Annotated in this window: 12 protein-coding genes; 6 read left to right on the forward strand and 6 right to left on the reverse strand. The window is 42.7% G+C overall.

Features of this window, described 5'->3' with window-relative positions:
• Positions 1–54: 54 nt before the first annotated feature.
• The 5 genes from ACKXGA_RS14000 to ACKXGA_RS14020 form a co-directional block, all read right to left on the reverse strand.
• Positions 55–1446: a tyrosine-type recombinase/integrase gene (locus tag ACKXGA_RS14000; RefSeq protein ID WP_112090681.1), complete on the reverse strand. Its 1392-nt coding sequence runs from the start codon at positions 1444–1446 to the stop codon at positions 55–57.
• The gene (locus ACKXGA_RS14005) at positions 1446–2336 is read right to left on the reverse strand and encodes a helix-turn-helix domain-containing protein (protein ID WP_005928318.1); all 891 of its coding nucleotides are present in this window, start codon (positions 2334–2336) and stop codon (positions 1446–1448) included. The genes ACKXGA_RS14000 and ACKXGA_RS14005 overlap by 1 nt, the downstream gene beginning before the upstream one ends.
• Positions 2337–2426: 90 nt before the next feature.
• Positions 2427–2672 (reverse strand): helix-turn-helix domain-containing protein, encoded by a 246-nt coding sequence (locus tag ACKXGA_RS14010; protein ID WP_005933015.1) that lies wholly within the window; start codon positions 2670–2672, stop codon positions 2427–2429.
• A 30-nt stretch (positions 2673–2702) separates the two neighbouring features.
• The gene (locus ACKXGA_RS14015) at positions 2703–3488 is read right to left on the reverse strand and encodes a DUF6551 family protein (protein WP_055192220.1); all 786 of its coding nucleotides are present in this window, start codon (positions 3486–3488) and stop codon (positions 2703–2705) included.
• Positions 3485–4252, reverse strand: coding sequence for a type II toxin-antitoxin system PemK/MazF family toxin (locus ACKXGA_RS14020; protein WP_423729731.1), 768 nt, complete (start codon positions 4250–4252; stop codon positions 3485–3487). The genes ACKXGA_RS14015 and ACKXGA_RS14020 overlap by 4 nt, the downstream gene beginning before the upstream one ends.
• Before the next feature lie 651 nt (positions 4253–4903).
• On the opposite strand from ACKXGA_RS14020, the gene ACKXGA_RS14025 reads away from it, so the two are divergent.
• The gene (locus ACKXGA_RS14025) at positions 4904–6301 is read left to right on the forward strand and encodes an ATP-binding protein (RefSeq protein WP_113992752.1); all 1398 of its coding nucleotides are present in this window, start codon (positions 4904–4906) and stop codon (positions 6299–6301) included.
• 56 nt (positions 6302–6357) lie between these two features.
• On the opposite strand, the gene ACKXGA_RS14030 is transcribed toward ACKXGA_RS14025, so the two are convergent.
• Positions 6358–6678: a helix-turn-helix domain-containing protein gene (locus ACKXGA_RS14030; RefSeq protein ID WP_423729732.1), complete on the reverse strand. Its 321-nt coding sequence runs from the start codon at positions 6676–6678 to the stop codon at positions 6358–6360.
• Positions 6679–6988: 310 nt separating this feature from the next.
• Between ACKXGA_RS14030 and ACKXGA_RS14035 the strand changes: the two genes are divergently transcribed.
• The 5 genes from ACKXGA_RS14035 to ACKXGA_RS14055 all read left to right on the forward strand — a co-directional run bounded on the left by ACKXGA_RS14035 (position 6989) and on the right by ACKXGA_RS14055 (position 12509).
• Positions 6989–7192, forward strand: coding sequence for a helix-turn-helix domain-containing protein (locus ACKXGA_RS14035; RefSeq protein ID WP_242888864.1), 204 nt, complete (start codon positions 6989–6991; stop codon positions 7190–7192).
• Positions 7193–7573: 381 nt separating this feature from the next.
• The gene (gene cls, locus ACKXGA_RS14040; RefSeq protein WP_423729733.1) at positions 7574–9133 is read left to right on the forward strand and encodes a cardiolipin synthase; all 1560 of its coding nucleotides are present in this window, start codon (positions 7574–7576) and stop codon (positions 9131–9133) included.
• A gap of 210 nt (positions 9134–9343) precedes the next feature.
• Positions 9344–10777: a phospholipase D family protein gene (locus tag ACKXGA_RS14045; protein WP_423729734.1), complete on the forward strand. Its 1434-nt coding sequence runs from the start codon at positions 9344–9346 to the stop codon at positions 10775–10777.
• A complete protein-coding gene (locus tag ACKXGA_RS14050) occupies positions 10756–11466 on the forward strand; it encodes a response regulator transcription factor (protein WP_005946428.1) in 711 nt (236 codons plus the stop codon). Before ACKXGA_RS14045 ends, ACKXGA_RS14050 begins: the two co-directional genes overlap by 22 nt.
• Positions 11466–12509 carry a HAMP domain-containing sensor histidine kinase gene (locus ACKXGA_RS14055; protein ID WP_005929825.1) on the forward strand — a complete coding sequence of 348 codons (1044 nt, stop codon included), beginning with the start codon at positions 11466–11468 and terminating at the stop codon, positions 12507–12509. The genes ACKXGA_RS14050 and ACKXGA_RS14055 overlap by 1 nt, the downstream gene beginning before the upstream one ends.
• The last annotated feature ends 20 nt before the right edge of the window (positions 12510–12529 follow it).

Consider the following 12529-nt stretch of genomic DNA (forward strand, 5'->3'; position numbering starts at 1 on the left):
AGATAGCGGCAGTTTTCCATATACGGAAAACTGCCGCTGTTTATGTATAGAGGCTTATAGGTTCTTTGCAAGATTTTTAATGAGTGTAGCCATAGAGGGGTCAGCCAGCAGTTTAGCAAGAGCTGCTGCCGCATCTGTATCAACGGGACTGGCTTTGGGAGTGGATTGCTCTGCGCGAGGGAGGACTTCAGGCTCTGCACCATGATGCTGATAGAAGAAATCGTCGAATCGTTGTGCGTTCAAACGCCGATCATCATCCAGAATGTGTGCGTACTGCTCGGTGACCATCGAAGCCTGTGCATGACCGGAATCGCCCTGCACGGCTTTGATATCGCCGCCGTTCAGCTTGAGCTTGTATGTAATGCTGGAGTGTCGGAAGCTGTGGAAAACCACTTTGGGGAGATCGTTTTCCTCAATCAGCTGCTTCAATGCACCGTTAATGGTGGATTGTTCGGTCGGCATTCCCAGCGGGCCGGCAACCACGAGATTATAGTCTGCATACTCTGCACCCAGTGCGTCCTTTGTCATGTCCTGCTCGGCTTTATAGTGGACAAGCATTTCAGCAACTGTTTTGGGGAGAAAAATGGTTCGGATACTGCTGTCTGTTTTAGGGCTTTTCAGAACCTGGACCGTGGTGCAGCGGGAACTCAGCGAGGGAAAACGAGTGATGACATTTTTATTTTCCAAGGCGTTCAGCGAAGCAATATCTACACGCTGCAATTCCTTATTTATGTAAATGGAGGCTCGCCCGGCTTCAATGCTTTCGGGGGAGATATCCACACAATCCCATGTCAGACCGAGCAATTCCCCTAAGCGCAGGGAACAAGAGAAGGAGAGGTTGATGCAAAGCCGGAGCCGTGGATCATCACAGACTTCTAAGGCATGGAACAGGGTCTCGGCAGTCCAGATATCACGCTTCTTTGCAGTGTATTTGGGCAAGGTGGCATAAATACAGGGATTCTTTTCCATAAGTTCCCACTTTACGGCCTGCTCAAAGGCACTTCTCAAAATTTTGTGAACCGAACGAACTGTGCCGGGAGAAACGTATTGATGCTGACGCTTTCCACACATAGGGTCAACGGCTTCGTATTTAAGCAGCCGCTGATAATATCCCTCAATTACGCGGGTGGTGAGATCTTGCAGCTTCATTGAGCCGATAAGCGGTTCTATGTAGTTTGAAATCAGTGCAGTGTTTGATTGATAGGTTGAAAGTGCCCATTTGGTTCTTCCGTACAGGGTGACGTATTCTTTAAGCAGGTCTTTTAGAGTTCGGCACTGGGGTGCCACAAAGGTACCGACGGATTCTTTGTATTCGACCTCTTTCTTACGGTTTTTGGCATCTGCAAGGTCGGTAAAGGTTTCCCATTTCTGCTTTAGCGTTCCATTAGTGTGTTTGTAGGTATAGACAACGCAGTATCGGTTATTGCGTTTGACAATGCTAGCCATTATACATCCTCCTCTACTTTACGTTTGGACTTCAGAACTTCATCGAAAGCATCTTTTTGGATGCGTTTTACCCTTCCCAACTTCATCGTTGGAATTCCTTCTTTGAGAACCCACGAGTCAAGTGTTGGGCGGCTGATTCCGTAAAAAGCCTGAATTTCCTGAAAACTGTAGTATTTCCCATTCTTGGGACATTGCAGTTTTAGCGGCGGCTCCTCATGCGTTTCTTTTTTCGGTTTTTGAAGTTGGTATGTAGATTGGCTTTTAAGCCATGCCTTAAAACTTTTTTTGGTAATGCGCGGCCTGTCGGCCACGCGCTCAATGACGAAACAATCTCGGTATTTTTTGCAATCAAGAATCCCATAAACATTCTTGCGTGGGATACCGAGTAGTTTTGCCATTTCCGGGATGGAGATGGTTTGCGCTTCAATCTCCCGGTCACGCTCACGGTCGGCTGCTGTGCGGTAGCGGCTTTGTGATCGGTACCACCGCTCAAAGTCCTCTTTGGGAATTCTCATACAGAAGTCTGCCGTTTCTGTTTTCAACTTGCCCTGTCGGATGAGTGTATAGATCGTTTCGGGTTTCACCTTCAATATCTCGGCGGCGTCAGGAACGGAATAGGACCGTTTGCAAAGTTCCTCGCCCGGTGGCGAACCATTGACCTTATGATATTTGACCTGATTGGCATACCATTTCTCAAAGCTGGAAATAACGATACGCCTTTTGTCGTTTATCAGAATGACTTCAAAGAGATTCTTATGAAGCAGCCAATAGCTATCTGTTTTGCCAAGGCCGAGAAGCTGCCGCATCTCACGAACCGACATGGTGGTTTTGGTAGTGGCAGGTTCAGCTTTTCCGTATAAGGGAGCCGAAGTATTCCGCATATCATCCATGAAAGACACCTCTCTATCTATGTAAAAGTTTAGCCGGGATTTCTCATCCCGGCTAAAGAATAGCAGATTTCGCGTGAAATGTTGAGGATGTCAAACAGCAGGATTGCGTTCAACAGTGCCATCATTGAGCCATGCTTCAAAGCTGGCTTTGGAAATACGGTAAGCGCCGCTTACCTTGAACCAGCGGAATTCGTTCTGCTTCAGTAGACGGTAGACAGTGGGACGGCTCAGGAGCAGCATTTCCATCAGGTCTTCTACGGTATAGCAGCGGCTGTCCTTTGCTGTGGAAACAGGGGAGGAAACCGAGTTGGGCGAAGGTTCTTCATGGATAATCATTGGATAATACCTCGTTAAATATACTTAAAGTTAAAACTTGAGCGGCAATGCAGCCCGGCGGCTGCCACCATTATAAATAGTATAGACCTGCTGAAGGTACTTCGTCTTGCCGGGAAGGCTTACGCCTGCGGTTCGTGCAAGGCGAAAAATCGTGAATGCATCGACCTGCCGCAGTTTGGCAATCAGACGGCCTTTGTTGTATTCGGAGTGATACAGTTCTACAAAGCGGCAAATGCCGAGCAGGTTTGCGGAACTCATGGAATCGGGTTCTCCGTTCCACGCATTCAGCAAAACATCAAGGGATTCGATATACAGTTCCGGACCCAGCCGGATGAATTCATGATAGGCGGTTGCAATGCAGCTGATCCGCTGCTTGCCTCGGCCTTCTTCAAAAGAAAGATGAACGCCAGCCAATTCGGTGGCCTGCTGGAATGCAACGGCAGCAGGCTCCCCTGCAAAAATCAGGGCACGGAGCTTCTGTCCTGCACTCAGCCGTTCCGAAATGCCTGTCTGCTGTGCAAACAGGAGGGCTTCTTCTCGTTCTGTCATACCAAAATAAACCTTGCAGCGAATCTGCAAATCTTCGCCGCCGTTCAGAAATTTCCGTGCAGCGATGGTGTTCTGTCCGTCCATCACATAGTAGTGACCATCCCGGAAGCTGATCTTCGGCTCATTGGCAACCCGCTCGTCAAATTCTTTTGCGATGCGGGCAACACGAGCGGGGTGAAGAGCACGCTGATAAGTGTCGCGCGGCACGATCAGTTCGCTGCTGTTCAGGCACATCTCATGGTAAGGTTTTACAACTGCGTTCATCATAAAGGAACCTCCTTCTTCTTTTGCAGAAAATCAATTCCTGATTGGATAATCAAACCGATTTTCTTCTTTTCGTTATCGGATAAGTGAAAACTGGAATACCGTTCATAACAGATATTCCAGCGGAACATAAGCGATTGAAGTGCATCATCCAGTTCTGCGACCATGAACTCAACAGAAGATTCTGTCGGGGTGGAGAGCATCCTTTCCGATATCTGCTCAATGCTATGTAAACCGCCTTTTGTGTGCTTGGTGAGAGCAGGGGGCTGACTGTTCAGCACCCGAAGATTCTGAAACTGCTGGGAGAGCAGCTCTTTTGCAGCGGCGAGAACATCCTCCTGCGGAGGAGCCGTAAGGTATTTTCGGAATGACTTGTATCCAATGAACCCAAAGCTGTATTGCAGACACACTGACACTTGCCGCATTTCATATTTGGACAGGTGCCCAATGTAGCTTAACACTCTAGATTTATCTGCGGGGCGCGGGCTTTCGCAAATCGCCATAGATGGCGCACTCAAAAAACGATTGTGCAGAATAAAATGCGTTGGCATATTTCGCTTTTTGATCTGTGTTGTCAGCGGAACGACCAGAAGAACATTGGAATAAAAATTACCGTCATCGTTCTGGACAACAATGGCAGGTCGGATGCCGCCTTGCTCGGAACCGCTGTAAGGATTCAGATCCATCATGTAGACATCCCCGCGCTTGTACATCCAGTTTGCGGGCATAGGCGGATACTCTTTCTCTTTTTTGCCTCGTGTTGCCAATTTAGATTTCTCCTCTCTATCCGTATATGTAACAGTGGGCTGCTCGCACAGCCCACCCTACTATCTCAAACAGCAAAAATGCTGTGATTTATAGTTCTATACCTTTCCGTATTTGTCCCCGACATCCCCGGAAAACGAAAACTCAGTTTTCGTGTGGGAAATCTTTCAGCCGTCCGGCAGCGTACCGAATCCATAGGGTTCTCACCTCTCCGTGGTTCTCACCGAGCTGCCCGAAGGCAGAAGTATCATTATTCTGTGATGGCTCTTAGCTATGGAGAAGCTGTCATCCATTTACCGTCAACCTACCGCTCATTCCCTCAGTGGGAGATCATCGCATTTGTTACGGACGTGGCTCATCATCACAGGAACGTGACTGAAGAATGCGTGTTCAATTTTCAAGGGTCGGGATAGCTTGAGGGCTGCTTTGAACGCTTTCCGAAGCTATGGCTGTATTGTAACCGATGCGGAACGAAATGAACAGGAACTCAGAGTTCACAATTTTTGAGGAAAATAGGAAGTATCGTTCCTGTTTCTCGATGAGCCGTCAAAAATATATTTCTTGACTTTATGTAAGAAATGAAGTATTATACTCGTAAGAAACTAACTTACGAGTATATAAATTCGATAAATACACTTTGGGGAGGGAACAAAATGAGCCGATTTTACTGCCGCGATGAGGAACTTCGGAAGTTAAACAAACGATATGAGAATGGAAAGTTTGAATGCGTTGTCATTTACGGCAGACGCCGTGTTGGAAAAACTGCGCTGATCAATGAATTCTGCAAGGATAAACCGACCATTTTCTTCTCTGCCTTGAATACGACCGGAAAAGAAAATCTGGAAGCCTTGTCCAAGGCAATCATGAGTTTTGAACGACCCAATGCAGAATCATCTCCGGAATTTACAACCTACGATGCAGCATTGGACGAACTGACAGCTCTCTCCAAGGAGCAGCGGATCGTATTTGTAATTGATGAGTATCCTTATCTTGCAAAGGCTAAACCCGCTATTTCCGCAATGCTTCAGCACATCATCGACCATAAATGGACAGAGTCCCAAATGTACCTGATCCTGTGTGGCTCGTCCATGAGTTTTATGGAAAGTCAGGTTTTGGGCAAAGAAAGCCCTCTGTATGGGCGCAGAACAGCGCAATTCAAGATCATGCCGCTGGATTACAAGGAAACAGCGGTGTTCCATCCGAATCTGTCCGAGGAAGATAACGCCCTGATTTATGGCATCACAGGCGGCGTTCCGCATTATATCAACAAATTGGATGTTCGGGACAGCGTAGATGAAGCACTGATGGAAAACTTGTTTGACCGTTCCAGCTACCTCTATGAGGAACCGGCCAACCTGTTAAAGCAGGAGCTGCGTGAGCCAGCAATTTATAATGCAATCATCAAGGCAATTGCAGAGGGGGCTTCTCGCCTGAATGATATCACCACGAAAGTTGGTGAAGAAAACTCTGTGGTGGCGAAGTACCTCAAAACGTTGATAGACCTTGGAATCGTCAAAAAGGAAACGCCGATCACTGAGAAACCGGGCAAAAAAACGATCTATCTTCTGGCAGACAATTTTTTTCGTTTTTGGTACCGTTTTGTGCCGGTCAATGCAAGTGCCATTGATTCGGGGCGGATCGCAAAGACCTACCCCCATGCGGTGAAGCAGTATTTTCCAGACTATATGGGCCTGATTTTTGAGAAGATGTGCCAAGACTACTTGCTCTATTATGCGAATGATCTTCCTATCGAGTTGAGTGAGATTGGGCAGTGGTGGGGAACCGACCCTCAAAAAAAGAAGCAGATACAAATCGATATTGTCGGTAGGCCGGTTGAGGGCAATGACTATATCATCGGCTCCTGCAAATATCGCAATGAAAAAATCGGTTTGGACGAACTGGAACTGATTCGGGAATATGCAGCAGTCTTTGGGAAAGGAACAAACTACCACTACTACATTTTCTCGAAAGGCGGATTTACGGACGGACTACTTCAGGCACAGGAACGCGGAGAAGTACAGCTGCTTACCCTTGCCGATATTTTTGAATAACACAAGAAACGCTCTTGTCGGTGTAAAACCGGCAGGAGCGTTTCTTGTTGAAGTGATTATAAAAGACCTTTGATTTTTTCAAGATGATCTATAGCGGCTTGCAGTTCATTTTGAAACTGATCCCTAGAAGGATCTCGGCCCAAAAGAAGATAATCCATACTGACATGGAAGTATTCTGCAATATCGATCAGGATTTTTACAGAGCCATTGGAGCTTCCCCTTTCAAGATCGCCGAGGTGGCGATGGGAAACACCAAGTTTTTCAGCAAGTTTTTCCTGCGATAACTTCGCATTTGTACGCAAAGTAAAAATATGCACGAAAGTTCTGCACGCGATAAGTATCTTGCCATTATGAAGCCCTACCTTCTGATGTGGCACAGTAGGCTTCCACGAACCACTTGCCCTTTTCAAGCCAAAGATTCCGCTTCTGCCCGCAAATCAGGCAGGTGAAGCAATGCCCTTTCACGCCAAAACGTGATGTACCGTGCTTGACTGCCAAGACACGATCAATGCCATAAGTGTGAGCCTTGTCATAGTTTATGGCAAGAGGGCGGATCTTGCCATCAGGAGTAAAACGAACGTCCACTTCGACGTATCTTTTCTCACGGCGAAGGTTGTAATCACCACACATCAGAAAGATTCGAGATTGTCGGAAAAGTTTTGAACTAAAAAGATGGGAGGGAATTTCGTGGATACGATCAAGCGTGTTCAGGATTTGATGCAAGCGCGTGATATGAATCTGTGTGTATTGGCAAAGAAATGCGGAATATCGTACTCCACGATTCAAACCACCGCCCGTCGGGGAGGGCAGTTAAGCGTAGAGACGATTGAAAGAATTTGTCAGGGTTTAGGAATTACATTAAAAGACTTCTTCGATTCCTCCTACCTGTAAATATAGGGGCAGCAAAAAAGCCGTTCGCCACGCTGGAAAATCTGCGTGGTGAACGGCTTTAATACTGCTTCTATTTATCTTCTGGTAATCTCCAGATAAACACTAATCTCCATGATTGTTACCATTGAAGGAATACATTTGCGACGATCTTCGGGCATACCGAATAAGATTTGCATTGGCAGTTGAAAACAGCTCAGGTTACCTATTGCAATTCTGACTATTTGGAATATACTTGTAAGTATCAAATTATTTCACTGTATGAGGACATCCGCACCAAACTTATCCAGTCCGGTGTAATGAAATGCAGAGAATAAAAGACAAAATTGGTATGTTCCACGAAATTTAGGGAGAAAACTGAGCAAGTAGGAAGGCGGAATATATATGAAACAAGATACTTTAGAGGGCAAAGCAAAAACAAAAAATGGGGTAAAACGGCTGTGTTTTTCCATAATCTGCATTCTTCTGGAAGTGATTTTTATTATTACTATCGTAACACGCTTGAATGAATATGCAGAAGTCATAAATTTATTTACAAGGATTTTGAGTGGGATCTTGGTTTTGGGATTGTACGCATCAAATAAGACATCCTCTATGAAAATGCCTTGGGTCATCTTAATTCTAATTTTCCCAATTATGGGTGTAGGCCTGTATTTGTTGATTGGTTTGAATGGTGGCACACATAAAATGCGTGAGCGGTATGCAGAAATTGATAGAAAATTGTTACCCATGCTTCCGGACAGTCAGGAGTGTTTGAGCAGAATAAAAGAAACAATTCCGAAAGCAGGAAATATAGCAAGTTACATACAAAGAAATTCGCAGTATCCAATCTATCAGAATACGGATATTGTGTATTTTGATGAAGCAGTGAAAGGATTAGAGGCACAGCTTAAGGATTTGGAGAAAGCACAAAAGTTTATCTTTATGGAATATCATGCGATAGAAGACGCTGAAGCATGGCATAAGATTCAAGATGTTCTGGAAGAGCGAGTAAAAGCAGGTGTGGAAGTTAGAGTATTCTACGATGATATGGGTTCTATAGGCTTTATTAACACAGATTTTGTGAAAAAAATGGAGACAATAGGAATTCATTGCCGTGTATTCAATCCGTTTATGCCAGGTTTAAATCTGTTTTTGAACAATCGTGATCATAGAAAAATAACAGTTATTGATGGAAAAGTCGGATTTACAGGTGGATATAATCTAGCAAACGAATATTTTAATTACACACACCCGTATGGACAGTGGAAAGATACAGGTATTCGTTTAGAAGGAGATGCTGTTCAGTCGCTTACAGTGACATTTTTAGAAATGTGGAATGCTGTTAGTGAAAAAGCTACGAATGATACTGATTTTAGTAAATACATTATTCATTACGATTATAAAGCACAGCAAACAGGTTTTGTTCAGCCTTATGCAGACAGTCCTATGGATAATGAGCAGGTCGGAGAAGAAGTTTATATCAGTATGATAAATAAAGCTGAAAAATATTGTTGGTTTATGACTCCATATCTAATCATAACAGATGAAATGACGCATGCGTTATGTCTGGCTGCTAAGCGAGGGGTAGACGTAAGAATTATCACACCTGGTATCCCTGATAAAAAACTCATTTATAATGTAACTCGTTCTTTTTATCATGGATTAGTTAAACATGGTGTTCGTGTTTATGAGTGGACTCCTGGTTTCTGTCATGCAAAAATGAGTGTGGCAGATGACTGTATGGCAACTTGTGGAACAATTAATTTGGATTATCGAAGTTTATATCACCATTTTGAAAACGGCTGTTTTATGGCAGATTGTCAGGCAGTTGTGGAAATAAAAAATGATCTGATAAGAACGATGGGAGAATGTCGTGATGTGACAGACCAATATCAAACCGGACGAAGTGCATATTTGCGACTGGGACAATTATTTATGAGATTATTTGCTGGATTGCTATAAGAATCTGATGAAACGACCTTTCAAAAAACAGTTGATTTAGAAGTTAACTGTTTTTGAAAGGCCGTTTTTGCTATATCTAACAGTCTGTTGTACAAAGAAGATTTTGCATGGATGAAAAAACAAACCTTGTTGAGGTTAAGTTGAGTTTTCTATTGTATTGTATTGCTAATGAATAAGAATAAGAAATAAAAAGGAATCAGGTGATGTACAATGAAAAAGCATAAAATATGTAAAATCCTTCTTGTTATACTGGCAATTTTTTTATGTGTGGCTTTTTATGAATTGCTCGGAATCTGCGTTGCATATAAAAAGCAGCCGAAAGTGTCCAATACAACCAAAAAAGAAACAAAAAATGGGTCATGGAACAAATGCAGTGAAAATACAGAACGGGCAGTAATCATAGAAAAGAATCCAGAAGCGCTTTTACAAAGAGTGCGTTTGATCAAGAATGCAAAAAAGGAAATTATTCTTTCTACTTTTGCATTTCAATCCGATGAAAGTGGAAAATTGATCTTAGGAGCACTGCATGATGCGGCAGACAGAGGTGTACATATTCGTCTGTTAGTAGATGGAATGGAGAGCTGGATTGATATGGAAGGAAATCCGTATTTCTATGGATTATCTTCCCATGAGAATGTTGAAATTAAACTGTATAATAAGGCCAATCCGTTGAAACCGTGGAAAATAATGGGTAGAATGCATGATAAATATTTGATTGCAGATGGAAAGAGATATATTCTTGGGGGAAGAAATACATACAATTATTTCCTGGGTGATTTTCCGGGACATAAGAACTATGACAGAGACGTGTTAGTGGTTTGCGATGAACCTGAGAAAGAAAATTCAGTTAACCAGTTGTTAGAGTATTTTGAAACGATATGGGAACAAGAAGACAGTGATTATTTTCATGACAATAAAAAACTGGCAAATAGAAAATCTGTAAAGAACGCAGTTTTAGAGCTGCAGAACGGCTATCAGAAATATTTTGAAGAGAATAAGGAAAGAATCTGCGATACCGATTACACGGACGAAACTTTTGAGACAGAAAAGATTGCATTAGTGTCAAATCCTATTCACACAGGTTCCAAAGAACCAGTAGTGTGGTATCAGTTGGGAGAATTGATGAAAAATGCAAAAAATCGTGTGAAGATCCACACGCCATATATTATCTGTAATGATATGATGTATAATACATGGGAGGAGATTGCAGAGAACGTTTCAGATTTTTCTATCATGACAAATTCAGTTGCGAATAATGGAAATCCATTTGGGGCTGCCGATTATGCGAAAAACAGAAATAGAATCTTAAGTACAGGAATTAATATCTGGGAATATGAAGGCGGTTATTCATACCACGGAAAAAGTATTCTGATTGACGATGATCTGTCTGTAATCGGTTCCTTTAATATGGACATGAGAAGTGCATATCTGGATACGGAACTGATGCTTGTAATTCGCAGTAAAGATATTAATAAACAGTTGGAAGAGGGCATGATGGACTATGAAAGAGTGTCCCGCCAGGTATTGGAAGATGGAACCTATCGTGATCCATATCATGTAGAGCCAATCGAATTAACAAAGAAACGTCAGAGAAAAATATTTTTGGTACAGCATCTGCTTGGATGGGCAAGGTATCTGTTTTAATAAGGAGGAAGGAAAACGTGTTTCAAATATTGATTGTAGAAGATGATAAAGAATTAAGCCAGCTATTCCAAAAAGTGCTTGAGAAGAATGGATATCAAGTCAAAAGTGCATCGGATGGAGCACAGGCATTAGAAGTATTGGTTAAGGAATATATTGATCTGATCATTTCTGATATTATGATGCCGGTTATGGATGGTTATGAACTGGTGTCGGAACTCCGTTCAGCAGGATATCAGATACCTGTACTTATGATCACTGCGAAAGGTTCCTTTGATGATATGCGCCAGGGATTTCTTTCGGGAAGTGACGATTATATGGTAAAACCGGTAAATGTGAATGAAATGGTTTTAAGAGTCGGAGCACTGCTTCGCCGTGCACAGATACTGAATGAACACAAAATTGTGATCGGCTCAACAGAGTTTGATTATGATGCAATGACGGTTACAACTGATAAGGAAAGTCTTGTTTTGCCTAAAAAAGAATTCCTGCTTTTATATAAGCTTGCAGCTTCGCCAGGCAGAATATTTACAAAACAACAGTTGATGGATGAAGTATGGGGATACGAGACGGAGGCAGACCCACATACGATAGAGGTACATATAGGAAGAATCAGGGAGCGTTTGAAAGATAACCCTGATTTTGAAATCGTAACAATGCGTGGAATTGGATACAAGGTGGTGAAAAAATAATGGAACAAAAGAAAGAAAAAGGATTGCGGATCCGATCCTGTCTGACTGGTGCAATCTGGCTGGCACTTGTATTTTCAACAGTCATATCTGCGTTATTATTTGCTTTTTTGAATCATTTCTTTAATCTGCCGGGCAGCATACCTGTGCTTGGCTGGCTTTTGATTTTCAATACATTGATTGCAGGGCTGATCACTTCCTTTATTAATGCAAAGTTACTGGAACCAATTACAAGACTTAGTAAAGCAATGAAGGAAGTTTCTCGGGGAGATTTTGAACAGCATTTGGAAACGAACAGCCGTATAGCAGAAGTTGGAGAATCTTATCAAAGTTTTAACGTTATGACAAAAGAACTTCGTGCAACAGAGGTGCTGCAGATGGATTTTGTATCTGATGTTTCTCATGAGTTTAAGACCCCGATTAATGCCATTGAAGGATATACAATGCTGCTTCAGGGAGAAGAACTGTCTCCGGATCAAGAGGAATATGTAGAAAAAATCTTATTTAACACCCAAAGACTTTCCGGATTGGTTGGTAATATTTTGCTGTTATCCAAGTTAGAGAATCAGAATATACCAATGAAAAAAACAGAATATCGTCTGGATGAACAGATCCGCCAGGCAGTTCTTTCATTGGAAACAAAATGGACAGAAAAAGAAATTGGTTTTCAGGTAGAATTGGAGGAAGTTAAATATACTGCGAATGAAGGACTTTTTATGCATATCTGGATAAATCTTTTAGATAATGCGATTAAGTTCAGCCCTTCAAAGGGGACAATTACGATGTTTCTGAAACAAGAACAGGATTCTGTTAAGTTCATTCTGGAAGATGAAGGACCAGGAATAGAGGATGATGTAAAATCCAGAATATTTGACAAGTTCTATCAGGTAGATGGATCTCATAAAGCAGAAGGAAATGGCCTAGGTCTTGCACTTGTAAAACGGATTGTAGATAGTGCCGGAGGAACAATCAAAGCAGAAAACCGTGAATATGGTGGATGCAGATTTGTTATAGAGCTGCCAAAGCAGAAAGATGAGATTATCTAGTTTTAAGATAAATTAGAAGA

This window comes from Faecalibacterium hominis (ex Afrizal et al. 2022) (assembly GCF_049545105.1).
Lineage (GTDB): Bacteria > Bacillota > Clostridia > Oscillospirales > Ruminococcaceae > Faecalibacterium > Faecalibacterium duncaniae.